Below are 24666 nucleotides of genomic sequence, written 5' to 3'. Positions count from 1 at the left end.
TCAGTTTTCGGACTGGAGGTTGTCGGCGTCTATCCGGGCATCGAGCTCACGCAGCCCCTTGTCGAGATCGGATACCTTCCCGGCCTCGACGTCGTACGAGAAATCCATGAGCGACACCACGTACTGGCCGCCGTTCACGGAAGGCGGCAGAGCCGTGCTGTGCCGGTTCCGCGCGATGTCGATGAACGCACGGAACGAAGGATCGTCGTCCAGCTCCGGCGATTTCAGCGCCGCGAACGTCGACGGCACGTTGTGAATGGCATTGGCGAACCGCACCACCTGGTCCGTGTCCACCGTCAGAAACCTGACCAGCTCCCACGCCGCGTTCTGGTGCTTGCTGCTGTGCGTGATGCCCGCGACCGTACCGGTCAGAAAGCCCCGGCCGTACGTGTCCGCCTGGTCGTCCGGCACCGGCATCGGCGCCACGCCCCAGTCGAACTTCGCCTTCCCCTCCTTCAACATCAGACCGCGCCACTCGCCGTCCAGATGCATCGCCGCCTTCTGCGACATGAAGGAACTCTGCGGCGACATCTCGTCACCGAACCTCGTACGGAACTTCTCCAGCGCGGCGTAACCACCCTGCGCTTCGAGCAACTCCCGCTGCGCGGCGAAGAACTGCTTGGTGCGCGGGTCCTTCGCGAGCTGCGCCTTGCCCGCCCCGTCGAAGTATTTCGGCCCCCACTGCGCGAACAGCCGGTCCGGGCTGTTCTGGTACAGCCGGAAGTTGGGTACGAACCCGGCGCGCACGTACGACCCGTCGGGCTTGCGCTTGGTGAGCTTGGCCGCGTCCCGCGTGAACTCGGACATGGTGCGCGGCGGCCGCTCGATACCGGCCTCCTTGAACGCGTCCTTGTTGTAATACAGCCCGTAAGAGTCAGCGAGCAGCGGCAAGGCGCACTGGTTCCCCTGATAACTCGTGTAATCGAGGAACGTCTTGGGAAAAACCTTCTTCTTCTCCACCCCCGTCTTCTTCATGAAGGGATCGAGATTCACCCACATACCGGACGAGCAGTACTGCCCCACATTGTTCGTGGTGAACGACGACACCACGTCCGGAGCGTCGTCGCCGCCCGCGCGCAGCGCCTGGTTCACCGTCGCGTCCGAAACGTTGTTGACCGTCTTCACCGTGATGTTCGGATGCAGCTTCTCGAACCGGGCGATGCTGTCGTCGATCGCCTTCACCTCGGCCGCATTGGACCAGCCGTGCCAGAACTTCAGCGTGACGGGCGCGGTCGGATCGTCGCGGTCGCTTCCGACGCTCGGATTGGCGCAGCCCGAGAGAACCAGGCCGGCCCCGGCGAGCGCCGCTGACAGACCTATGCGCAGGCGCGGACGCGGCATGGCGGACTTCCTTTACGGCGGAGGTGGGAACGGAAGATGACAGGACGGCCGGCGCGTACGGCGCTTTCGCCCGCCGGAATGCATCACGAACGAATGGATACGCCTCGTCACGCCGTGTCGAACACGGCGTCACGGGCCTCGGCAAGCGCGGTCTGCAACGCGCCGATGAGAATCGGATTCCCCTGGATATCGCTGATCCGAAGCTCCGGCCGGGGCAGCACGAGCCCCGTGAACTCCTCCTCGACCAGCGCCCGCAAAGCCTCGCCGCCCGCCTGGGCGACCTCGCCGGAGAGCACCACCAGCCGGGGGTCCACAACGGCGATCACGGCGGCCAGCCCGGTCGTCAGGCGCCGCGCCACCTCGGCGCGCACGCCGTCGTCGGACAGCGCGTCGTCAACGGTCCGGGCCCCCGCCACCCCGCACTCCCGCGCCAGCTCCACCACACTCGGCGAGCCGACGAGGCGCTGGAAGCCCCCGCCGCCGTCCGGCCGGGCCGCGTCCCGGTCGCCACCGCGCGCGAGCGGGGCACCAGGCAGCGGCATGTAGCCGATCTCCCCCGCGCCGCCCGTCGCCCCGCGCAGAAACCGCCCGCCCAGCACGATGGCCGCGCCGACCCCTTCGTCGGCCCACACCAAAACAAAGTCGTCAAAACCCTGCGCGGCCCCGTCGTGTTGCTCCGCGACAGCCGCCAGGTTCACGTCGTTCTCGATCACGATCGGTACGCCCAGCACCCCGGCCAGCTCGTCCTTGAGTTCCCGCGCGTGCCAGCCGGGCAGATGCGGCGCGTACCGCAGCACCCCGGTCTGCGGGTCGAGCGCGCCGGGCGTCCCGATCACCGCCCCGTGCAGCCGCTCCCGCCCCAGCCCCGCCTTGGCCAGGGCACCGTCCACCGCCGAGGCGACCAGCTGCGCCGTCCGGCGCGGCGCGTCCTCGTCCACGGCGTCCGTACCGACCCGCTCCTCACCGAGCACCTGCCCGGTGACATCGGCGACCACGGCGGAGATCCCGCCCTGGTCGACCGCGAGCGCGGCCACGTACGCGGCGTCCGGGTTCACCTCGTACAACTGGGCGTTCGGCCCCGGGCGCCCGGTCACGTTCCCCGTCGTCCGCACCAGCCCGGCCGCCTCCAGCCGCGCGAGCAGCTGCGACGCGGTGGGCTTGGACAGCCCGGTCAGCTCGCCGATCTGCGTACGCGTCAGCGGCCCCCGCGATACGAGCAGGTCGAGCGCGGCCCGGTCGTTCATGGCCCGCAACACCCGCGGCGTCCCGGGAGCCCCCTGCCCGCCCTGCCCTGTGGCCATCACGCCCGCCCCGATTCTCGCTCCGTTGCGATCTGTTAGGAAAGTTTCCAATCGATGCACAGGAAAGTAAGCGCCACGTCAGCAGGACGTCAATGGGTCTGGACCACTGACTTTGAGAGCCCCCAAACGGTCTTACCCACCCCTCCCCGGCCCCGCACACCCCGCCCACCCACCAACGCCTCGACCAGCCACCCCGGCCTGGTAGCGGCCAGCACCGCATTGGTGGCCAGCTCCCCGACCACCAGCTCCCCGGCCTCCACGACCCCCGTCCCGGGCCCCCACCCGGCGGCGCACCCCCGAACCTCCCGTCGACCGTACTCGGGCGGCAACTGGGCGAAGAACTAAGCGGGTTCCGCGAAGCGGCGGGTCTGTTCACCGCTGTGGCCGCCGAAGCTCTGGACTGCACGAAACGGAAGATCAGCCGAATCGAGAAAGGGAGGGCCCCGCTGCGCACCGAACACGTTCAATCGCCTCACCAGCTCGGCGCGCACCCCCAACCGGCGTCGTCGGGACGGTTGGTGGAACCCATGGCAGTCTCTGGAAGAGATCGAGCAGGTCGTCCAAGTCCGGCTGGCTCGTCAGGAGCGGCTCACGAACGAACCGAGGCTCACCATGTGGGCCGTGGTGGCCGAAGGCGTACTGCATCAGCAGGTCGGCGGCCCGGCGGTGATGCGGGCCCAGCTCGAACACCTTGCGGTCATCTCCGAGGAACCGAACGTCACGGTTCAGGTCCTGCCGTTCTCCCGGGGTGCGCACGCAGGTATGTTCGGACCGTATTTGCTGCTGAGTTTCCCGCAGGTGTCAGCGCTGGACGTCGTACGAGCAGGGAACCCCACCGGTGCGGTGTGGCTGGAACGGGAGCCAGAGGTGGCGCGCTACCGAGAGTTGTTCGCCGACGCCCGCAAGCGTCCGGACGGACCGTGCCTCCTCTTTCCGGTCACTGCTTGGTCGGACTTCGTCGGCGCGGTGAAGACCAACCGCTGCGGCTGAAGTATGGACCTCGTAGGCAGGTCATGGCGCAAGAGCACCCACAGCGGCGGCCAAGGCGAATGCCTGGAGATGGCCGACGGCCTCCCGGCCCACTCGCCCGTACCCATACGTGACAGCAAGCGCCCGGACGGCCCGCACCTCCTCTTCCCCGCTCCCGCCTGGGCGGCCTTCATCGCCTCCGTGAAGGCGGCCCGCAACTGACGGCTACTGGTCCTCCAGCCACTGGAATATCTCCTCCCAGAACCGGCACCCCTCCACCGGCTCTATTTCGTCGATCAGCTCGCGGAGCTCGTGCAGGACCGCCTCGTGGTCATCCCCGAAGAGCCGGTCCTCGTAGGACGCCAGCAGCCCCAGTGCTCCCGCGAGCAGCGGCAGGCTGTCGGCTACGTGGCCCGCGTATCCGGCCGCGTGATCCCAGCCGTTGGGGTCGTACAGGGCGACGCTGCCGGTGTTGCCCAGCAGCATCAGGCTGTATCCCAGCGAATCGCCCATGCCGTACGCGTACGACTTCGGCGGGGAGTCGTCGTCCGGGTAGCGGTTGCCGAACAGTTCGTCCGGGTCCTCTGACCACGGGCCCGCCTTCGCCAGGCCGGTGGAGTTGAAGTCGATGAAGTCCAGGTGGATGGCGGGGAATCCGACGCGTGTGAGGAACGTGCGGCTCTCCTCGTCCTCCAGGCGCTCGGGGAGTTCGTCCTCCGTGGGCCGCCACAGCGACCCCGCGCCGAATATCGACTCCAGCCACTCCGCCGTCGGCGCCTCGGCCGCCGCCAGCAGTGCCTCCCGGTCCATGTCGCCGTGGTTCTTCTGCCGCTGCCGTACTCGCACGGTCTCGCTCATCGGTCAGCCCCCGTAACTGCCGTCACCATTTCGGCTTGCTGTGTCCAGTGAACCGCACGGCACTGACAATCGCCCGCCGCGCCGGCCTCACCTCCCCGGCACCCCCTCCACCACCTTGTCCAACGTCACCGGTACCTCCCGCACCCGCACCCCCGTCGCGTGGCGGACCGCGTTGACGACGGCCGCCGCCGTGCCCGTGATGCCGATTTCGCCGATGCCCTTGATGCCCAGGGGGTTGACGTACGGGTCGTCCTCGTCGATCCAGTGGGCCTCGATCCGGTGGACGTCCGCGTTGGCCGTGACGTGGTAGTTGGCCAGGTCGTGGTTGACGAGGAGGCCGTAGCGCGGGTCGGTGACGGTCTCCTCGTGGAGGGCCATGGACAGGCCCATGGTCATGCCGCCGATCAGCTGGGAGCGGGCGGTGCGCGGGTTGATGATGCGGCCGGCCGCGAAGACGCCGAGGAGGCGCGGTACGCGGATCTCGCCGGTGTCGGCGTCCACCCGTACCTCGGCGAACTGGGCGCCGAACGCGTGCATGGCGAAGCGTTCGGCGTGCGGGTTGCCGGGGGTCTCGGCCTGCGCGTGGTCGCCGGGGGACGGGTCGTGTCCATGGCGCTTACGGAAGGTTTGCGCCGCCGCCACGATTGCCGAGCCCCACATCGCCGTGCCGGAGGAGCCGCCCGCGACGGTCGCCTTCGGGAGCGCGGTGTCGCCGATGCGCAGTGCGACGGCGTCGAGGGGGACGTCCAGCGCGTCGGCGGCGATCTGGGCCAGCACGGTCCAGGCGCCGGTGCCCAGGTCGGCGGCGGCGATGTCCACCCGGTAGCGGCCGTCGCCCTCGTAGTGCACGCCGGCGACCGAGCCGGGCACGCGGTTGACCGGGTAGGCCGACGAGGCGACGCCCGTACCGACGAGCCAGCGGCCGTCCCGCCGTACTCCGGGGCGTGGGTCGCGGTCCTGCCAGCCGAAGCGGCGGGCGCCTTCGTTCAGGCACGCCACCAGGTTGCGGCTGGAGAACGGCTTGCCCGACTCGGGGGCCACCGGCGCGTCGTTGCGGATGCGCAGTTCGACGGGGTCGATGCCGAGGCGTTCGGCGAGTTCGTCCATGGCGACCTCGGGCCCGAACATGCCGGGGCACTCGCCGGGCGCCCGCATCCAGGACGGTACGGGCACGTCGAGCGCGGCCAGGCGGTGGGTGGTCCGGCGGTGCGGTGCCGCGTACATGGTCCGTGTCGGGTTGGCGGACTGCTCCGCGTACTCCTTGATGCGCGAGGTCTGCTCGACGGCGTCCATGCCGATGCCGGTCAGCCGCCCGTCGGGGCCGGCCGCGAGCCGTACCCGCTGGTACGTCGGGGTGCGGTAGCCGACGAGGGTGAACATCTGCTGCCGGGTCAGCGCGAGTTTCACGGCCCTTCCTGACAGTGCGCGCGCGGCCAGCGCCGCCAGTACGGCGTGGGCGTGCGGCTCGCCCTTGGAGCCGAAGCCGCCGCCGACGTACGGGCAGATCATGTGGACCCGGGCCGGGTCGAGGCCGAAGACCTCGGCGAGTGTGTCGCGGTGCCCGTGCACGCTCTGGCTGGAGTCGTACAGCGTCAGCTCGTCGCCCTGCCACACGGCGATCGTCGCGTGCGGCTCCATCGGGTTGCAGTGGGTCATCGCCGTCACGTACGTCTCGTCCAGCGTCACCGCGCCGGACTCCGCCGCTGCCGCTTCCATGGCGGCATCGAGGTCGCCCTGTTCGCTGTCCGTGTCCGCACCACCGTTGGCCGAGTCCGGCCGGTACAGCTCGCTCTCGCCCGGTTTCAGTTCGGATTCGTGCGGTTCCTCGGCGTACGAGAACCGTACGAGTGAGGCGGCGTGCCGTGCCACCTCCGGCGTCTCGGCGACCACCGCCCCCACGATCTGCCCGCGGAACGCCACCTCGGCGCTCTGCAAGATCGCCAGCTCCGCGTCCTCGGTGGAGGCCAGCCGCTCGGCGTTCTCGTGCGTCAGCACGGTGATGACGCCGTCCACCTGCCGCGCGGCGTCGGTGTCGACGGCCGTGACGCGGCCGCGGGGGACGGAGGAGAGGATCGCGTGCGCATAGCAGGGACGTTCCACCGGGTGCTCGAAGGCGTACGGGGCCCTCCCGAGGACCTTGTCCCGGGCGTCCGCGCGCTCCAGGTCCGCGCCGACGGTGCGCGACGCGCCCGGGGCCTGCGAAGGGCCCGGCGCCCGGCTCTCGGACGTGCTCGTCATCGTGACCCTCCCAGGCCGCCCGGCGTCTCCTGTACGAGGTCGCGTACGACGGCGACCAGTGTGTTGCGCACCAGCGGGACCTTGAACGCGTTGTCCCGCAGCGGATGGGCGTCCGCCGTCTCGGCGTCGGCGGCCGTACGGCAGCTCTCCTCGGTGGCCGGGGCCCCGCGCAGGGCCCGCTCGGCGCGTTCGGCCCGCCACGGCTTGTGCGCGACCCCGCCCAGCGCGATCCGCGCCTCCCGTACGGTCCGCCCGTCGTCCTCCAAGTCCAGGGCCACCGCCACGGAGACCAGCGCGAAGGCGTACGAGGCGCGGTCGCGCACCTTGCGGTAGCGGGAGCGGACCGCCCACGGCAGGGCGGGCAGCTCGACGGCGGTGATCAGCTCGCCGTGCCGCAGGACCGTGTCCCGGTGCGGCGCGTCCCCGGGCAGCCGGTGGAACTCGGTGACCGGGATCCGGCGCTCGCCGTCCGGGCCCAGGGTCACGACCACGGCGCCCAGGGCGGCCATCGCCACCGCCATGTCGGAGGGGTGCACGGCCACGCAGTGCGAGGAGGCGCCGAGAACGGCGTGGTAGCGGGTCCACCCTTCGAGCGCCGCGCAGCCGGAGCCGGGATCGCGCTTGTTGCAGGGCGTGGACGGGTCCTGGAAGTAGGCGCAGCGGGTGCGCTGGAGGAGGTTGCCGCCGGTGGTGGCGAGGTTCCGGAGCTGCCCGGACGCCCCGGACAGCAGGGCCTGGGACAGCACCGGGTAGCGCGAGCGTACGGCCGGGTGGGCGGCCAGGTCGGCGTTGCGGACGTTCGCCCCCACCCGGAGCCCGCCGTCCGGCAGCTCCTCCACCCGGTCCAGGGGCAGCCGTGTGACGTCGACCAGCAGGTCGGGGGCGGTGATGCCGAGCTTGAGGTGGTCGACGAGGTTGGTGCCGGCGCCCAGGAACGCGGCCCCGGGGTGCGCCGCCACGGTGGCGACGGCGCCGGCCGCGTCGGTGGCGCGCTCGTACCGGAACGGCTTCACCGCTGCGCTCCCTCGGCCTCGGCAGCCGCCGCGACGGCCGGAACGATGTTCATATATGCCCCGCAGCGGCACAGATTGCCGCTCATCCGCTCGGCGATCTCCGCATGGTCGAGGTGTTCGGGCGCGATGTCGCCTTCCGCGCCCACCTCGGTGACCACACTCGGCCACCCCTGCGCCGCCTCCCGCAGCACGCCCACCGCCGAACACACCTGGCCAGGGGTGCAGTACCCGCACTGGAGCGCGTCGTGGTCCACGAAGGCTTGCTGCACGGGGTGCAGTTCGCCGCCCTCGCCCAGCCCCTCGGCCGTGGTGATCTCCGCGCCGTCGTACGACACGGCCAGGGCGAGGCAGGTCGTGGCCCGCCGCCCGTCGAGCAGCACGGTGCACGACCCGCACTGCCCGTGATCGCACCCCTTCTTGGGGCCGGTGATCCCCAGCCGCTCCCGCAACGCGTCGAGCACGGTGGTACGCGTATCCACCACCAGCTCGTACGCCCGCCCGTCGACGCGCAACCTGATCTCGGTCTCCATGGTCAGGCGAGTCACCAGGAGAGGGGGCGGTAAACGGGGGCATGCGGGTGATGGGCGGTGGGTGGCGCGGCGTCGGCGAGACGCGCCGACGGCTGTGGGACATGCCGAAGAAGTCGGCTCATCGCGCCCTTGAAGAACCGTTTGTGCAGGCGGCTGCGTCCTCCGGGCTGTTGTCAGAGTGTCGTAGGTGTTCGCCGGGGGCGAGGTTTGTATGGGTGTGGTGCTGCCGGGGTGGGCGGATGAGCTGCTCGATCTGATCGGTGTGTCGTGGCCGAACGTCGACGAGGACGACTACCGCGAGATGGCGACGGCTATGCGCGAGTTCGCCGGTGACATCAGTGACGGCGCCGGCCAGGCCCACGACGCGGTCCAGGCGCTGGTCTCCTCGGCGGGCGGCGGGCAGGCGGCCGAAGCGCTGAACGCCCACTGGAGCAAGATCAACGGTACGCATCTGACGAAGCTCGCCCAGTGCGGTGAGCTGGCCGCCACCGCGCTGGACGGCGTGGCCGTCCTGATCGAGGGCGCGAAGATCGGCGCGATCGTGCAGCTGGGCATCCTGGCCGCCGAGGTCATCGCCGCCCAGGCCGCCGCGCCCTTCACCTTCGGCCTGTCCGAACTCGGCGCGCTGGGCGCCACCCAGGTCACCCGCGTCATCGTCAAAAGGCTCTTCAAGGAAGTCTGCCAGCAGGTCGCCGAGCAGGTCGTCAGCATCGCCCTGACCCCCGTCGAGGAGGCGCTCGGCGCGATGGTCGGCGACCTCGTCGTCCAGCTCGGCGCCAACGCGCTGGGCGTCAAGGACGGCGTCGACCTGGGCCAGACCGCCAAGGCGGGCAAGGAGGGCTTCGCGCAGGGCGTCCAGGGCGCCAAGGATGCCGCCAAGTCCGCCGCCGACAATCCGATGCAACTGCTCAGCGCCGGCGGCGGGGGCGGTACGGGTGGCGGTTCCGGGTCCGGCAGCGGCGGCTTCACCTTCGACCACGACGCCCACGACAAGGCCGTCACCGGCCTGCACGGCGTCGGCGGCCACTTCCGCAACACCGCCGGCGGAAAGATCGGCCGAGCCAAGCACCACCACAGCCGTACCCGCGGCAAGGACGCCATCGCGGATGCGGCCAACACGATGCTCGACAAGGTCATCGACGGCATCGAGGACGCAGTCAAGAAGTCCGCCAAGCACCTCGACGACAACATGACCCGCGGCATCAAACAGATGGCCAAGAACCACAAGGAGAACGACGAAAAGCTGTCCAGCCACTTCGCCGGGCTGGGCAAGGGCGGGAAGAAGGGCCCGAAGGGCCCGCAGGCGGGCGGGGGTGGTGGGGCCACCGGCAAGGCCCGATCCGATGGCCGTGAAAGCAAAGCACGTGAGCAGCTCGGCAAGGAGCATCCCGACAACAACACGCGAGATGACGGAGCGATACAGGGATGTGGCGACCCGGTCGACGTGGCGACCGGGCGCGTTTTTCTGCAGCAAACAGATATTTCGCTCCCCGGCACTCTTCCCCTGAAATTCATCCGAAAATTCGAGTCTTCCTACCGGGCGGGCCTCCGGATGGCGCCCTCCTGGTCTTCCACGGCTGATCAGCGTCTGGAAATCGACACCCAGGGAGTTGTTTTTGTAACAGAAGACGGGCGGCTGCTGACTTACCGGGAACCCGGTCCTGCGGAGCAGGTTCTGCCGTCGCGCGGTCCCCGTTGGCCGCTCATGCGCATGTCCGACGGGGCCTGGGTCATCCGGCAGCCTGATATCGGACGCACGCTGTACTTTGCGGACAGTCCGTTGTCGCTGTCCGTCGCCCCACTTGAAGAGGTAGTCGATCGAGCCGGTAATTACCTGGCTTTTGACTATGACGCATCCACTGGTTGTTTGACGGGTGTTCGTCACTCCGGCGGTTACGAGCTGAAGTTCCGAACCGATGCTGCTGGGCGTGTGTCGGAGCTGAGTCTCGCCGGGGCGATAGGCGAATCCGCCGACCAAGTGGTCTCCTCGTACACCTACGACCCATCAGGCAATCTCACAGCTGTCGTCAAACCGTCCGGTGCCACTACGCTTTTCGAATACGATGACGCGCATCGTATGACGGCGTGGACCGATAGCAATGGACATCGATATGAGTACCGGTACGACGATCGGGACCGATGCGTCAGCCAAGGCGGGGATGACGGGTGCCTCCGGTACCAATACGCCTACGGTGAGGTTGACCGGGCCACCGGATTTCGGACGAATGTTGTCACCGACTCAAAGGGATGCAGCAGCCGCTATGTAGTGAATGACCGCCTTCGAGTGGTTGCCGAAACCGACCCGCTCGGCCACACATGGCGCACTTACTATGACTCCGACGGTCGTGTCACTGGCAAGACGGATCCGCTGGGGAGAACTGTTCATTATGTCTATGATGCCGAAGGTCGGCTCACCGGCGTCACGCGCCCGGATGGGCTTGCCTTCACGACTTCCTACGATGAGGAGGAAGTATCGGCTTCCTCGGTGGATGCATCCGGTGTCGGCTGGTATCAGCGTTTTGATCAGCAAGGCAATCGCATACTGGTCGCAGGTCCGGACGGCACGTACACGAGATATACATACAGCGAGTATGGGCATCTTGTAGCCATTTCGGACTCGTCGGGTAAAGCCATATCCATTGGGACGGATTCGGCTGGCCTACCCGTTGTTGTGACTGACTCGACGGGTGCGTCAGTCACCTATGCGCGAAATGAGTTCGGGCGCGTGACATCCGTTACCGATTCCCTCGGACGTATAACGGAGTTCGTTTGGGATGCGGAAGGGCACCTGCTCGTTCGACGGGAGCCGGACGGCTCGCAGCAGTCATGGGTGTACGACGGAGAGGGTAACTGCACCACCCATGTCGATTCCGTAGGGTCCGTGACGAAGTTCGAGTACGGAAATTTCGACCGGATGATCGCTCGTACGGATCCGGACGGTTCGCGTCACCGATTCGTTCACGACACGGAGCTCCGGCTGGTCGAGGTCGTCAACCCGCTGGGAGCTGTCTGGCACTACGAATACGACCCGGTGGGTCGTATTCGCTCCGAGACGGACTTTGCTGGTCGTACCGTTTCGTACACCCACGATGCCGTTGGGCGGCTCATCCGACGTACCAACGCGCTGGGGCAAACCGTCGCCTTCGAGCACGACGCGCTCGGGCGCGTCATCGCCAAGGAGAGCGACGGGGCTGTCACAACGTTCCAATACGATCAGGACGGCCGCCTGCTCCGCGCTGAAGGTCGAGGGGCGCTTCTCAGGTACGTGCGTGACTCGATGGGGCGTGTCACCTCGGAAACAATCAATGGGAGCACGCTGGAATTCTCCTATGACGCACTGGGCCGGCGGACGCGCCGTACGACGCCGACCGGAGTTGTCACCGACTGGGCGTACGACGCCCAGGGGCGTCCGACCCGGATGACAACGGGTGACAGGGTGTTTCGCTTCGAGTACGACCCCGTGGGACGTGAATCATCGAGGGCTGTCGATGACTGGCTGACCCTTGCGCACGAATGGGACGAGCGCGGCAACCTGGCTGGGCAGACTGTCACCGGACACGTTGGAACTGTGCAGCGCCGGGCGTACCGGTATCGGGAGGACGGGTACCTCGTCGGTGTCGACGATCTGCTGAACGGGACGCGCCGATTCGACCTTGACGCCGTCGGCAGAGTCGTGTCGATTGACGCGGCGAACTGGGCGGAGACGTATGCCTACGACACTGCAGGAAACCAGACTCACGCGACCTGGCCGACTCGCCACCCACTCGCTGAATCATGTGGGGAGCGTGCCTACGAGAAGGGAAAGGTCACCCAGGCGGGAGGTGTCAGATACGAGTACGACGCGCAGGGAAGGCTCACGCTTCGCCGCAAGAACCGCATCTCCAGGAAGCCTGACGTCTGGCGTTACGAATGGGACGCTGAAGATCGTCTGACGTGCGTCCGGACACCTGACGGGAGGACATGGCGATACCTGTACGACCCGTTGGGGCGTCGAATATCCAAGCAATGCTGGGACGCCGACGGCGACAACGCCATCGAGCAGGTGGCGTACGTCTGGGATGGCTTCACCATTGCTGAACAGACCTCATACCGTCTGGGCGCTCAGGTCAGTACAACGCTGACTTGGGACCACAAGGGGTTGCATCCTGTGGCTCAAACCGAGCGCAGGCATCTGGTCGATGCGGAACAGTCCGAGATCGACAGCCGATTCTTCGCCATCGTTACCGATCTGGTCGGAACTCCGACTGAACTCGTTGACGAATCCGGAACTCTGGCCTGGCGGGCGAAAAGCACTCTCTGGGGTGTCACCGGCTGGACGCGGGACGCTGTCGCAATGACTCCTCTCCGGTTCGCCGGTCAGTACTTCGACCAGGAGACCGGACTTCACTACAATGTTCATCGCTACTATGACCCCGAGACTGCCCGTTATATATCCTCCGACCCCCTCGGTCTGGCGCCGGCCCCCAACCCGGCCACCTACGTACATAACCCCTTTTCATGGATCGACCCGCTGGGCCTGGCTCCGTGTGGGGACAACGAGGCCACAGGGAAACCTCCGCCATACCCCAGCGTCGTACTGGGCGTTAATCCGCCATCGGACATGTTGGCCGAGCATCTCAGGGCGAATGGGCACCCGGACGCTCAGACCTTCAACGGCCCGCGATACGCGGGCGTGGAAGCGGGTACGCCGGTCTGGATGTCAAATGTGATGGGAGCCGTGGGAGACAGGCGCGTGGCTCTGCACGTCACGCTGGATGAGATGCCTGGTGCCGGTCACACTCCGGAGTCCATTTCGCAGGCGTTCGAGCGTGCAGTCGTTCGCAGCCAGGGGTTCGGTACCGGGCCCGGGCAGGAGCTGCCACCGCCGGGGTACGGCACGGCTTGGGAGATGAGTGTCATCGCGCGTAATGTCAGGGTGTTCAACGCGGGACAGGCCGAGGGGGAAGACTTCGGGGGCAGATCCTGGGATTCGATACATTGGTATTCAGGGAATCAGCGGGTGCATGATGTGCCCGAGCCGGAATCGCTGCGACACAGAAGGCGCTGAAGCGCGTTCCGAAACGGAGGAAGACAATGATTTTCGCGGAGCCGGACCGGCTCTTCAAGGTGTGGGAATACACGGTTTCCCATCAAACGCTACTGCTCCGCAGTGACACGGATCTTTCCATGAGGTCACTGCCGCGTATCGAGATTTACGCGGGTGGCGTGCAGACCATGTTCCTGCATTCGATGATGCGTGGCCTGACAGTGGCGCGCGCGGATGAGAGTGAAGTCGCCGAGATCTCGGCGAAGCATGGGGTGAGTGCCGAAGTCGGCATCACTTATGTACTGAAGTCCGGGAACGGGCTGGGCTTCCTTGTTTCCGGTCGACCGTCCTGGAGGAAAGCCGTACGGGACATCGATGCCCCCACACTCTTCGACTTCACTCAGCCATGGCCACCTGGGGACGACGTCAGTTGGGGAGACGTCGAGTAGGAGACATGGTGGGAGAACGCTGACCAGTGGGCAGGGGGAGGTGCCGCTTGCTCGAGCCCCAGGACAGGGGGAGCCAGAGCAAGCGGCATGCGGGGCCGCCCTACTTACTCAAATTAGGCGCCGGAATAGGCGCGGCAGCCAGCGACTGCGGCGACGTCGGGCTTGCCAGGGCCGACGGCGCGGCCACCGCGGCGCTGGGGTCCGGGGGCGTCTCGTCGGTCAGGGTGGTGGTGGGGCGCGGGGCGAGGGTGATGCCCTCGGTGTCCAGGGCCTTCTTGATGCGCCAGCGGAGTTCGCGCTCGACGCCGGGGGCCTTGCCCGGCATGGTCTTGGCGGAGACGCCGATGGTCACCGAGTCGAGGTGGACCTCGCTCAGGCCGAGGATCTCGACCGGCTCCCAGAGCTGTTCGTTCCAGGGTTCGGCCTTGGACATCTCCTCGCCGACGGCGGTGATGATCCGGCGGGCGCGGTCCAGGTCCTGGTCGGTGGCGATCATGACGTCCACGGTGGCGGTGGACCAGCCCTGGCTGAGGTTGCCGATGCGCTTGACCTCGCCGTTGCGGATGTACCAGATGGCGCCGTTGGGGCCGCGCAGCTTGGTCACGCGCAGGCCGACCTCGACGACCGTACCGGTGGCCACGCCCGCGTCGATCTCGTCGCCGACGCCGTACTGGTCCTCCAGGATCATGAAGACGCCGGAGAGGAAGTCGGTGACGAGGTTGCGGGCGCCGAAGCCGATGGCGACGCCGGCGACGCCGGCGCTGGCCAGCAGCGGGGCCAGGTTGATCTTGAGGACGGACAGCACCGTCAGGGCCGCGGTGCCCATGATGACGAAGGACGCGACGCTGCGGAGCACCGAGCCGATGGCCTCGGAGCGCTGGCGGCGGCGTTCGGCGTTGACCAGGAGCCCGCCCAGCGCGGTGCCTTGGGCGGCGGTCGCGGTGCGGTTCATCCGCTCTATGAGCTTGGTGATGGTGCGCCGGATCACGTGCCGCAGGATCACCGCGATGACGATGATCAGCGCGATCTGCAGGCCGGACGTGAGCCAGGTCGCCCAGTTCTCCTCCACCCATCCGGCGGCGTTGGTGGCCTTCTCCGTGGCGTCGTCGAGCGACGCGCGGCGGTACGGGCCGGGCGACGCGGCGGCTGGTGAAGCGGACCAGGACACAGCAGGAACCTCCGTGTGGGACAGCAGACCCGGGTCGGTACCACCGTGTCCCGGGCAGACCAACCACACTAACGGGGCAACGGGGGCGGTCCGCGCCGGTGTTCGAGAGTGACCGGATCAATTACGGGTCTGTTTGGGGGGAAGTAAAGGCGTGTGGTCGAAAACACCTCGGACCCGTTACGTGGTGATGGTGGCGCTCCCACCAGGCACCGGGGGACACTGTGGGGAGATCGTCCCGGCGCGAGCCACGCGCCGCCGGCGTACAAGGAGGCACCCGTGCCGCATGTCCTGGTCCTCAACGCGTCGTACGAGCCGCTCGGCGTCGTACCGCTCCGCCGCGCGCTCATCCTCGTCCTCAACGAAAAGGCCGTGAGCCTTGAGGAGTCCGGCGCCCTGATGCACAGCGCGACCCGTGTGATGCCCGCCCCGAGTGTGGTCCGCCTCAAGCGGTTCGTGCGGGTGCCTTTTCGCGGTCCCGTCCCTCTGACCCGCCGTGCCCTCTTCGCCCGTGACGGCGGCCGGTGCATGTACTGCGGTGGCGTCGCAACCAGCGTCGACCACGTCGTGCCGCGCAGCCGGGGCGGTCAGCACACGTGGGAGAACGTCGTGGCCGCGTGCCGCCGCTGCAACCACGTCAAGGCCGACCGGCATGTCGCCGAGATCGGCTGGCGGTTGCGGCACCAGCCCGCGCCGCCGTCGGGCCTGGCCTGGCGGATCATCGGCACGGGGCATAGGGACCCCCAGTGGCTGCCATATCTGCAGCCGTACGGGGCGGATGACGCGCTGGCCCGGATCGATGCCGTATCGGCATAGGTCCGGGTTTTTGCGTGGGGCGGTGACCGGCCGGGTCCGGGCGGTCACCGGCCGGGCCCGGGCGGAGTCGGGGCCCGGACCCGGCACCTGACTCCTGTACCCGTGCCTTCTGTACGGGTTCGGGCTGCGCGGGTTCGGGCTGCGCGGGTACGGGCTGCACGGGGTCGCGCTGTACGGACCCTTCTAGCGGTCGCCGGCCGGCCATGCCTCGACGGCCGTCGGTGTGCCCTTGGGGACGTTTCCGCCGGAGCCCGGCCGGGCGGGCGTGCCGGGGCGGGAGCCGCCGGGCGGCTGCGCGGGCGGCGCCGGCTTTTCCGAGCCCTTCACCGCGTACGCCTCCACGCCCCACAGCGAGTAGCCGAAGCGGGTCGCGCGCTTGTCGCCCTGGATGCGGACGAAGCGGGCGTCCTTCGCGTCCATGCGGACCGTTTCGCGGCCGCCCTTGCTGTCGGCGACGGTGGCCGCCGTGCGCCAGGTGACACCGTCGGGGGAGACCTGTACGCGGTAGGCGGCGGCGTGCGCGTCCTGCCAGTTGAGGACGAGGCGGCCCAGGCGGGCCGGGTGCGGCAGTTCGAACCGGAGCCAGGCGTCGTCCTCGGCGGGCGAGGACCAGCGGGTCTTCGGGTCGCCGTCGGTGGCGGCCGAGGCCGGGAAGTCGGGGGTCTCGTCGCCGGAGGAGGTGGCCGCGGCGCCGCGTGCCAGGTCGGGTCCTGCGGTGGGCGGGTAGGCGTGGACGGTCAGCGTCCGCTTCTGGTCGCCGTAGGTCACCGGGATCCGGTACGTGCCGGACGGGGCGTCCTTGGGGACCGTGACCTCGATGCGGGCGGTGGCCGTGCCGCCGCGCGGCGCGGTGACGTGCTCCGGCGCCCGTACCGTGAAGCCCTTGGGGGCCTCGGCCGTGAGTTTGCCCTCCACGTCGGCGGGGCGCCGGGAGAAGATCCGCGCGTCGACGGAGACCGTGCCGCCGGTCTCGGCGTCGATCGCGTCGTGGGAGAGTTCCAGGCCGGCCGCCGGGGTGTCGGCGAACCACGGGGTGAAGGAGTGCACGGACGGCGCGGTGGCGCCGTCCTCCCAGGCCAGCCGGATCGCGTCGGCCTTCAGGCCGCGGGCTTCGGACTGGGTCCAGCCGGTCTCGGAGAGGCCGCCGAGGCGGCGCCAGCCCTCGCCGGGTACGTGCGCCTCCACGGAGACGGCGGCCGAGGACGGGCTCGGTTCGGTGAGCGCGGTGACCGCGGTCAGCGCGCGGGTGCGGCCGAAGGGGACGGACAGCGAGGTGGGGTGGGCGCCCTCGTCGGGCGGCGGGGTGTCGGAGCGGGCACCGGTCCAGGCGTCGGACTCGGTCATCGCACGGTCGAGGAAGGGCCCGAGAACGCCCTTTCCGACCGTCACCGGGCTCTTCTTGATTTTCTTTTGCAGGTCCTGCACGGCGCGCTGCGCGGTCCAGGCGGCCGAACCGTCCCCGCGGGCCTGCGCCACCAGCATGTCGACGGCCCGTTCGCCCGCCGACCCGTACCGCGCCAACTGGCGCGCCCAGGGACGTACTTCCTCCGCCAGTCCGGCGGAGAGCCGCTCCGGCGCGCCGCTCATCGTGTGGAAGGCGGCCCGCAGCCGGGCGGCGGCCTTGGCGTACCGCTCGTCGTCGCCGGGGTCGCCGCCGTTGGTGGCGGCGGCGCGGGTCGTCCAGAACGCCTCGATCAGGGGCTTGAGGTACGCGGACTCGTCGGTGCCGAGGACCGAGGACGCGTCGTTGCCGGCCAGCGCGTACAGGGCGGCGCGGGAGTCGGCGTCGCCGCCGGACAGGTCGGTGACGGCGGCCTCCCAGGAGGCGCCGGGCCGGTAGCCGCGCGGGTTCCAGGCGAAGTCGGCGGCCGTGAACAGCGCGAGGCGGGACGCGGTGGGCTGGGCCATGGCGTTGGCGAGCAGCCCGGTGGAACCGGTGGCCACGGCGGGTTCGCGGCCGGTGTAGGGGCCGAGGAAGATACGGTCCTGCGCGTAGTCGTTGACGGGGTAGTTGTCCATCGTGACCACCGGGTGGCCGAACACCTGGCGGGCCTCGGCCAGTTCGCCGCCGGTGATGGTGCGGGGCACGACGCCGACCCCGGTCCACGCGACCTCGACGCGGTCGGACAGCGCGGCGGCGAGCGCCTCACGGTAGGCGGTCGAGCCGTCCTGGTAGTACTCGGTGGGCATGAGCGACAGCGGCGCCGCCCCGGGGTGCTTCTCGGCGAGGTGCTCGGCGAGCGCGTCCGCCACCTTGGCGTGGGCCTTGGCGGCGGCCTCCGGGCCCGAGCCGAACGTGTCGGCGTCCGCATCGCAGTGCCATTCGCTGTAGCTGACGTCCTGGAACTGGAGCTGGAAGGCGCGCACACCCAGCGCCCACATCGCGTCCACCTTGCGGCGCAGCGCCTTGAGGTCGTCCTCGGAGGACATGCACATGGCCTGGCCGGGGGAGACCGCCCAGCCCAGCGTCACGTGATTGGCGCGGGCCCGCTCGGCCAGCGCGCGGAAGTCGTCGCGCTGCGCGGCCGGGTAGGGGTCGCGCCACCGGAACTGGCGGTACGGGTCGTCGCCGGGCGCGTACAGGTAGCGGTTCTGCTTCGTACGGCCCATGAAGTCGAGCTGGTCCAGGCGCTGCTGCCGGGTCCAGGGCTGGCCGAAGAACCCCTCGGTCATGCCGCGTACGGCGGTGCCGGGCCAGTCCCGTACGGCCACCGCGGCCAGCTCCTTGCCGCCGCCGTCGCTCTTGGCGCGGTCCACGACGAGCTGGCGCAGGGTCTGTACGGCGTGGAAGAGGCCGTCCGGGCCGACGCCGTCCAGGGCGACGGTGTCCCGGCCCGCGGCCTCGCCGACCGCGAGGCGGTAGCCGCCGGACGGCAGATCTCCGCGGGCGGGCGCGCGCAGGGCCCGCAGCGCCGCGTCGGCGTCCTGGCCGCCGACGCGGAACACCGGTCCTCCGGCGGGCGGCGACTGGCCGGGCGCGGCCTCGCGGACGGTGCGGACGCCGGCGTCGCGCAACAGGCCGCGCAGCGCCTCCAGGGCGTACGGGTCGGTGTCGGCGGTGGCGACGAGGACGGCCTCGTCGCCCAGCGGCACGGGCGTGCCGAGCGACCGCATCGACTGCGGGCGCGGCCACACGGCGGGCGGCTGCCCGGCGGAGGCGGTACGGCCGGTGCCGCCGGAACCGTCGGCCTGCCCCGGGAGGTCGGGGGTGCCGACGACCGGGTCGGCGGGCGCCGCGTGGACCGGGGCGGCGGCCCCGAGCAGCCCGCCGATGACGGCGGCGGCGAGGGCGGTGGCCCCGGCGACGCGCGCGCGGGCCCCGGCCCGTACGGTGCCGAGGCGGCCGATGCTGCCGGTGCCGATGCTGGTGGGGCCGTTCAGGTACGCGATGTCCGGGGCCGGGCCGCCGTCCCCGGCCGTGTCCGGGCGCACCCCGGCGCCCGCGCGCGCGTGCCCGTCTCCGGCCGCGCCCGTCGTCCCGCTCTGCCTGCCGACCCTTCCGGCGTCCCGAATGCCGCTCCGGACTCGCACGGTCTCTCCTCAGTCCCCGTCGTCCAACTCACGGGCCGACCGGTGTCGCACCGGGCGGCCGATGCCCGGCCGCCCCCGCGGCCGCGCGCCCCTGAGCCGACTGCCGCGGCAGGGCCCTCGAACCCCGTGGAACCCCGCCGGACAAGCCTTCGGCAGTGAGCCCACCATTCGAGCGGTGAGGGTGTCAACGGCAGTCGGCGAAGTGCCGGGTTTGCCCCGTGCGACCGGCGTGTCGCGGCGGGTGCGGTGCTATGCGGGGGAGTCCGGTGCGAGCCGTGGCGGAGCGTGCTCCGGCAGGTCGGCGGGCGTGCGGACCAGGGGGAACGCGCGGGCCGCCGCGGGCGGGAACGGCGTACGGGACCACCCCGGAGGACTTCCTCCGGAACGCCGGTTCGAAAGGTATCCCTGCGCTACCACCCGTCCGCCACCGGCAAATCGCCTGCACGAGGGATGTGTGACCTGGCGCACGTTGATTGAATGAGTACGTCTGCGACCGCCCGGAGTGGGTAGGGCAGGTCGTGTCCCACTACCGACGAACGGGAGGCCCTCCGTGGCCGCGTCCGCTCAGCTCCTCCTCGATGCCCTGTCCGCCGCCCCCGAGTACCCCGCAGAGCGCGTCAAACCCTCCGCATCGGCCGGACCCGCCGAGCCGGATATGTTCGCCGGGGTCTCCGACCCGGACTCCGGCCTGGACGGATCCGGCTCGCTCTGCTTCTGCGAACCGCCCCTGACCAGCGAACCCCCGCTCGCCGACGCCGCGCCGCTGACCAGCGAGTCCCCGATCGCCGCCGAGCTGCCGCTGACCAGCGAGCCCACCGCGGCCGGCCTGGGCACGGAGTCCATGGAGGTCTGATGGGCCGACCGCGGCTCGCCCACCTGCACGGCGTCTGCACCTCCTACGAGCCCGCGCCGGGGCGAACCGTCCACATCGGTGACGACACCGTCGTCGCCGTGCTCGCCGCGCTCGGCGTCGACGCCTCGACCCCGCAGGCCGTACGCGCCGCCCTGGAGACGCACGAGCTCGGAGCCGCCCGTGCCCTGCTCCCGCCCACCGTCGTGGTGCGCCCCGGGCGCCCGCCGGAACTGCCCCGGCTCCCCGACGGCACCGCACTGCGGGTGGAGACCGGCCCGGGCGAGGTGCTCGACTGGGGCCTCGACCCCTCGGGCCGTCCGGACTACGCCTACGAGCCGCCCGCCGACGACGCGCGCGACGCCCGCCGGGCCCCCGGCCGTCACCGGACCCGGACGGCGGAGCCGCGCGGCTACGTGGGCCGCCTGCCCCTGGGCGTCCACACCCTGCGCGCCCACACGCCCGACGGCCGCTCCGCCCGCGCCCACCTGATCGTCGCGCCCGACCGGATGCCCGCGCCGCCCGGCCGCACCCACGGCTTCATGGTGCAGCTCTACTCCCTGCTCTCCGGCCGCTCCTGGGGCATGGGCGACCTGGGCGACCTCGCCGAGCTGGCCGCCTGGTCGGGACGCGCCCTCGGCACCGGCTTCGTACAGATCAACCCGCTGCACGCCGCCGTCCCCGGAGCGCCCACCGACCCCTCGCCGTACCGGCCCTCCTCGCGCCGCTTCCCCGACCCCGTCCACCTGCGGATCGAGGACATCCCGGAGTTCGGCTTCCTGGCGGGCGCCGCCCGTACCCGGGCGGGGGAACTGCTCGCGGCGGCCGGGAAGCTGCGCGAACGGGTGCTCGACGAGGGCGCGCTCATCGACCGGGACGCCGTGTGGGACCTCAAGAGGCAGGCGCTGGAGCTGCTCTGGAAGGTGCCGCTGGGCCCCGGCCGCCGCGCCGCCTACTGCGACTTCCTCGCCGGCCAGGGCGCGAGCCTGGAGGACCACGCCACCTGGTGCGCGCTGGCCGAGCGGTACGGGCCCGACTGGCGCTCCTGGCCCGCCGGCCTGGACGACCCGCGTTCGGCCCGTACGGCGCGGATGCGCGGCAGCCTGCTGGACCGGATCGACTTCCACAGCCGGCTCGCCTGGTACACCGACCAGCAGCTCGCCGCCGCCCAGCGCGCCGCCCGCGAGGCCGGGATGGACGTCGGGCTGGTGCACGACCTGGCCGTCGGAGTGCATCCCTCCGGCTCCGACACCTGGGCGCAGCGCGACGCCTTCGCGGCCGGCATGTCCGTCGGCGCGCCGCCCGACGCCTTCAACTCCCGCGGCCAGGACTGGGGCCTGCCGCCCTGGCGCCCGGACGCGCTGGCCGCGCAGGGCTACGCCCCGTACCGCGGCCTGCTGCACGGCCTGCTGCGCAACGCGGGCGCGCTGCGCATCGACCACGTCATGGGCCTGTTCCGGCTGTGGTGGGTGCCGGAGGGCCGGCCGCCGACCGAGGGCGCGTACGTGCGGTACGACGCCGAGGCGATGCTGTCCGTCCTGGCCCTGGAGGCGCACCGCGCGGGCGCCGCCGTCATCGGCGAGGACCTGGGCACCGTCGAGCCGGTGGTGCGCACGGAGCTGGCCGAGCGGGGCGTGCTCGGTACCTCGGTGCTGTGGTTCGAGCGGGACTACACCGGCGCGGCGGCCCGGCCGCTGCCGCCGGAGTCCTGGCGCGCCGACTGCCTGGCCACCGTCACCACGCACGACCTGCCCAGCACCGCGGCCAGGCTGACCGGGCAGCACGCCGAACTCCGCGACCGCCTCGGCCTGCTGGACCGGCCGCTCCAGGACGAGCGCGCGGCGGAGGCCGTCGAGGTCGGCGAGTGGCTGGAGCTGCTGGGCCGGCTCGGGCTGCTGCCGGAGGGCCGGGCGGACGAGGAGGCCGCCGTCAAGGCGCTGCACCGCTACCTGCTGCGGACGCCGGCCCGCATGGTCGGGGTGTGGCTGCCGGACGCGGTGGGGGACCGGCGTCCGCAGAACCTGCCGGGGACCTCGGACGAATACCCCAACTGGCGGCTGCCGGTCGCCGACGCGGAAGGCCGCCCGTTGACGCTGGAGGAGATCGCCGCTTCGCCGCGGCTGCACGCGCTGATGCGCGAGCTGGGCGCCCTGATGCGTGCGCCGGGCGCGCCGCGGCCGTAGCGGGCAGGGGCGGCCGCCGGTCTTCCGGCCGCCGGGGCCGTACGGCACCATGCCGTGGACGCCGTCCAAGAGATCCGCCCGTGGCAGGGGCTCGCGGCGGTCCGGTGAGCGGGCGCGTGCTCCCGTCCGCCGGCGGAGATCTGGGGCGGGGCGAGAGCGGCGGCGACGGTGAACGCGAGCGCGGTACGGCGGAGGCGGCCCCGTGCGCCCCGCGTCCCAGCTGGCCGTCCAGCCGTGCGACACCCCGGCCCGGATCATCGAGAAGGCCGCACACATCGTGCCGACCGCGGCCCAACTCGCCTGGCAGCAGCGCGAAGTCACCGCGTTCACACGCTTCGGCATGAACACCTTCACCGGTACGACGTGCGGCAGTGGTTCGAGACGATCCGCCGCCTCTCGCCGCGCACGGTCGTCTTCCAGGGGCCGCAGGGCGTGCGCTGGGTCGGCAACGAGAAGGGCGTGGGCCGCAACGCGTCGCTGCTGCTCAACGTGCCGCCGGGGCGCGACGGCCGGATCGCGGCGGCCGACGTGGCGTCCCTCGCCGCCTTCGGGCGGGCCGTGCGGGACACGTACGGCAGGAACGTTCTGGAAAGGGCGCCGGGCGCGCGGCCCGGAGGCGTCACGTTCGACCGGGTCGGGCTGGGCGAGGACCTGCGGTCCGGGCAGCGGGTGGAACGGTTCGCCGTCGAGGCGCGGACCGGCGGGGCGTGGCGGCGGATCGCGGAGGGCACGACCGTCGGGCACCGGCGGATCCTGGTCCTGCCGGCGCCGGCGCCGGTGACCGCCGACGCCGTACGCGTACGGGTCCTCGCGGCCCGCGCCGCCCCGCGCCTGGGGCCGGTCACCGCCCACTTGTCCCGGCCCTGATCCGGCTTCGGTCCGGCCCTGATCCGGCCCCGGCCCGGCCCCTGCCCGGCCCGCGTCAGCCGTAAGGCGACCCCGGGCGCGCGAGGGTGAACGGCGTCCGATACGTTGACCTCGTGAGCAATCTGGTCAAGAAGAACGCCCTGCGCGCCGGAACCGTCACGGCCGGCACCGCGCTGTTGCTGCTGATGTCGTCCCCCGCGTTCGCGCTCACCCGCGACGATGGTGACGACCCGGGTCCGGGCCTGAGTGTCGTCCAGACGCTCGGCCTCTATGTCGCCGCTCCCATCGTCCTGTTCCTGGTCATCGCCGGCCTGGTCATGGCCGGTGACAAGTCCCGCAAGCAGTCCAAGGGCTGATCCAGGGCTCTCCTGACGCCTCGAAAAGGGCGCCCGCAGGTTCGCGAGAACCTGCGGGCGCCCTTTTTTGCGTTCCGGCGCCCCGGAGGGCTGCATTCCGCCTGGAGGTTGCCTTCACATCGTCCTAACCTACGATGGCGTAACCTACGGAGCCGTAGGTATCCCCGTCCCCAGGAGTTCCCTTGACCATCGCCCCCGACCGCCACGCCACCGAGGGCGGCCAGGCCGCATGGAGCGACGCCCGGCTGCTGTACGCACTCGAAGAGGTCGTCGAAAAGGAACTCAACCGGCATCTGAAGGTCGCCAAGGAGTGGATGCCGCACGAGTACGTGCCGTGGAGCGACGGCCGGAACTTCGACGGCGTCATGGGCGGCGAACCCTGGGCGCCCGAGCAGTCCAAGGTGTCCGACATCGGGCGGATCGCCCTGGTCGTGAACCTGCTGACCGAGGACAACCTGCCCAGCTACCACCACGAGATCGCCAGCCTCTTCGGGCGGGACGGCGCCTGGGGCACCTGGGTGCACCGCTGGACCGCGGAGGAGGGCCGGCACGGCATCGTCATGCGGGACTACCTGCTCACCAGCCGGGCCGTGGACCCGGTCGAGCTGGAGCGGTTCCGCATGGCGCACATGTCGGCGGGCTTCGAGTCCGACAACGCGCACAGCATGCTGCACTCGGTCGCGTACGTCGCCTTCCAGGAGCTGGCGACCCGCATCTCGCACCGCAACACCGGCCACCACTCCGGCGACCCGGTCTGCGACCGGATGCTGGCGCGCATCGCCACCGACGAGAACCTGCACATGGTCTTCTACCGGAACCTCCTCGGCGCCGCCTTCGAACTCGCGCCCGACCAGACCATGTGCGCCGTACGGGACGTCGTCACGGGCTTCCGCATGCCCGGACACGGCATGCCCGGCTTCGAGCGCGCCGCGGCCAGGATGGCGATGGGGCGGATCTACAACCTGCGCATCCACCACGACGACGTGCTCCAGCCGGTGCTGCGCTTCCTGAAGGTCATGGAGATCGGCGGCCTCGGCCCGGCCGGGCTGCGCGCCCAGGAGGAACTGGGGCTGTTCATGGGCGGCCTGGACGACCAGGCGCGCAAGTTCGACGAGCGGCTGGAGGCCAGGGAGGCCCGCCGGGCGGCGAGGGGCTAGCGAGGCAAGGACGTAC

18 protein-coding genes are annotated in these 24666 nt (G+C 70.6%); 10 read left to right on the top strand and 8 right to left on the bottom strand.

All coding sequences use genetic code 11. The features are described 5' to 3' along the window. Both ACH4OW_RS13170 and ACH4OW_RS13165 read right to left on the bottom strand, forming a co-directional pair. The gene (locus ACH4OW_RS13170; protein ID WP_398027365.1) at positions 1 to 1341 is read right to left on the bottom strand and encodes an ABC transporter substrate-binding protein; all 1341 of its coding nucleotides are present in this window, start codon (positions 1339 to 1341) and stop codon (positions 1 to 3) included. A 107-nt stretch (positions 1342 to 1448) separates the two neighbouring features. After that, positions 1449 to 2585 carry an ROK family transcriptional regulator gene (locus ACH4OW_RS13165; RefSeq protein WP_398027363.1) on the bottom strand — a complete coding sequence of 379 codons (1137 nt, stop codon included), beginning with the start codon at positions 2583 to 2585 and terminating at the stop codon, positions 1449 to 1451. Between the two features lie 594 nt (positions 2586 to 3179). Between ACH4OW_RS13165 and ACH4OW_RS13160 the strand changes: the two genes are divergently transcribed. Together ACH4OW_RS13160 and ACH4OW_RS13155 are read left to right on the top strand one after the other, a co-directional pair. Then, positions 3180 to 3632 (top strand): DUF397 domain-containing protein, encoded by a 453-nt coding sequence (locus tag ACH4OW_RS13160; RefSeq protein WP_398027655.1) that lies wholly within the window; start codon positions 3180 to 3182, stop codon positions 3630 to 3632. A 3-nt stretch (positions 3633 to 3635) separates the two neighbouring features. Beyond that, entirely contained in the window at positions 3636 to 3833 is a 198-nt protein-coding gene (locus tag ACH4OW_RS13155; RefSeq protein WP_398027361.1) for a DUF397 domain-containing protein, read from the top strand. Positions 3834 to 3836: 3 nt separating this feature from the next. On the opposite strand, the gene ACH4OW_RS13150 is transcribed toward ACH4OW_RS13155, so the two are convergent. From ACH4OW_RS13150 to ACH4OW_RS13135, 4 genes are all read right to left on the bottom strand, one after another. Continuing rightward, on the bottom strand, positions 3837 to 4469 hold the full coding sequence (locus ACH4OW_RS13150; RefSeq protein WP_398027359.1) for an SUKH-4 family immunity protein: 633 nt from the start codon (positions 4467 to 4469) through the stop codon (positions 3837 to 3839). An 87-nt stretch (positions 4470 to 4556) separates the two neighbouring features. Continuing rightward, positions 4557 to 6707, bottom strand: coding sequence for a xanthine dehydrogenase family protein molybdopterin-binding subunit (locus ACH4OW_RS13145; RefSeq protein WP_398027357.1), 2151 nt, complete (start codon positions 6705 to 6707; stop codon positions 4557 to 4559). Continuing rightward, on the bottom strand, positions 6704 to 7720 hold the full coding sequence (locus ACH4OW_RS13140; protein ID WP_398027355.1) for an FAD binding domain-containing protein: 1017 nt from the start codon (positions 7718 to 7720) through the stop codon (positions 6704 to 6706). Before ACH4OW_RS13140 ends, ACH4OW_RS13145 begins: the two co-directional genes overlap by 4 nt. Then, complete coding sequence (locus ACH4OW_RS13135; RefSeq protein ID WP_398027653.1) at positions 7717 to 8250, bottom strand: (2Fe-2S)-binding protein; 534 nt, start codon at positions 8248 to 8250, stop codon at positions 7717 to 7719. The genes ACH4OW_RS13140 and ACH4OW_RS13135 overlap by 4 nt, the downstream gene beginning before the upstream one ends. Positions 8251 to 8461: 211 nt before the next feature. Between ACH4OW_RS13135 and ACH4OW_RS13130 the strand changes: the two genes are divergently transcribed. Continuing rightward, positions 8462 to 13297 carry an RHS repeat-associated core domain-containing protein gene (locus ACH4OW_RS13130; RefSeq protein ID WP_398027353.1) on the top strand — a complete coding sequence of 1612 codons (4836 nt, stop codon included), beginning with the start codon at positions 8462 to 8464 and terminating at the stop codon, positions 13295 to 13297. Between the two features lie 26 nt (positions 13298 to 13323). After that, complete coding sequence (locus ACH4OW_RS13125) at positions 13324 to 13725, top strand: hypothetical protein (RefSeq protein WP_398027351.1); 402 nt, start codon at positions 13324 to 13326, stop codon at positions 13723 to 13725. A 100-nt stretch (positions 13726 to 13825) separates the two neighbouring features. On the opposite strand, the gene ACH4OW_RS13120 is transcribed toward ACH4OW_RS13125, so the two are convergent. Beyond that, positions 13826 to 14893, bottom strand: coding sequence for a mechanosensitive ion channel family protein (locus ACH4OW_RS13120; protein WP_398027349.1), 1068 nt, complete (start codon positions 14891 to 14893; stop codon positions 13826 to 13828). 276 nt (positions 14894 to 15169) lie between these two features. Between ACH4OW_RS13120 and ACH4OW_RS13115 the strand changes: the two genes are divergently transcribed. Next, positions 15170 to 15706 (top strand): HNH endonuclease, encoded by a 537-nt coding sequence (locus tag ACH4OW_RS13115; protein ID WP_073761385.1) that lies wholly within the window; start codon positions 15170 to 15172, stop codon positions 15704 to 15706. 183 nt (positions 15707 to 15889) lie between these two features. Here ACH4OW_RS13115 and ACH4OW_RS13110 read toward each other — a convergent pair whose 3' ends face one another. Continuing rightward, positions 15890 to 19054, bottom strand: a complete 3165-nt coding sequence (locus ACH4OW_RS13110) for a beta-N-acetylglucosaminidase domain-containing protein (protein WP_398027652.1) — start codon at positions 19052 to 19054, stop codon at positions 15890 to 15892. A 733-nt stretch (positions 19055 to 19787) separates the two neighbouring features. Between ACH4OW_RS13110 and ACH4OW_RS13105 the strand changes: the two genes are divergently transcribed. The 5 genes from ACH4OW_RS13105 (at position 19788) to ACH4OW_RS13085 (ending at position 24650) form a co-directional block, all read left to right on the top strand. Then, positions 19788 to 20090: a hypothetical protein gene (locus tag ACH4OW_RS13105; protein WP_398027347.1), complete on the top strand. Its 303-nt coding sequence runs from the start codon at positions 19788 to 19790 to the stop codon at positions 20088 to 20090. Beyond that, complete coding sequence (gene malQ / locus ACH4OW_RS13100) at positions 20090 to 22270, top strand: 4-alpha-glucanotransferase (protein WP_398027345.1); 2181 nt, start codon at positions 20090 to 20092, stop codon at positions 22268 to 22270. The genes ACH4OW_RS13105 and malQ overlap by 1 nt, the downstream gene beginning before the upstream one ends. Positions 22271 to 22633: 363 nt before the next feature. Next, positions 22634 to 23137 carry a hypothetical protein gene (locus tag ACH4OW_RS13095; RefSeq protein ID WP_398027343.1) on the top strand — a complete coding sequence of 168 codons (504 nt, stop codon included), beginning with the start codon at positions 22634 to 22636 and terminating at the stop codon, positions 23135 to 23137. 113 nt (positions 23138 to 23250) lie between these two features. Further along, positions 23251 to 23493 carry a hypothetical protein gene (locus ACH4OW_RS13090; protein ID WP_360122624.1) on the top strand — a complete coding sequence of 81 codons (243 nt, stop codon included), beginning with the start codon at positions 23251 to 23253 and terminating at the stop codon, positions 23491 to 23493. A 182-nt stretch (positions 23494 to 23675) separates the two neighbouring features. Continuing rightward, complete coding sequence (locus ACH4OW_RS13085) at positions 23676 to 24650, top strand: acyl-ACP desaturase (RefSeq protein ID WP_360122621.1); 975 nt, start codon at positions 23676 to 23678, stop codon at positions 24648 to 24650. The last annotated feature ends 16 nt before the right edge of the window (positions 24651 to 24666 follow it).

The sequence above is a fragment of the Streptomyces sp. NPDC017056 genome (genome assembly GCF_044332485.1).
GTDB lineage: Bacteria > Actinomycetota > Actinomycetes > Streptomycetales > Streptomycetaceae > Streptomyces.
Note: the sequence above shows the minus strand (reverse complement) of the source record. Positions and strands in the feature narration are given on the sequence as shown.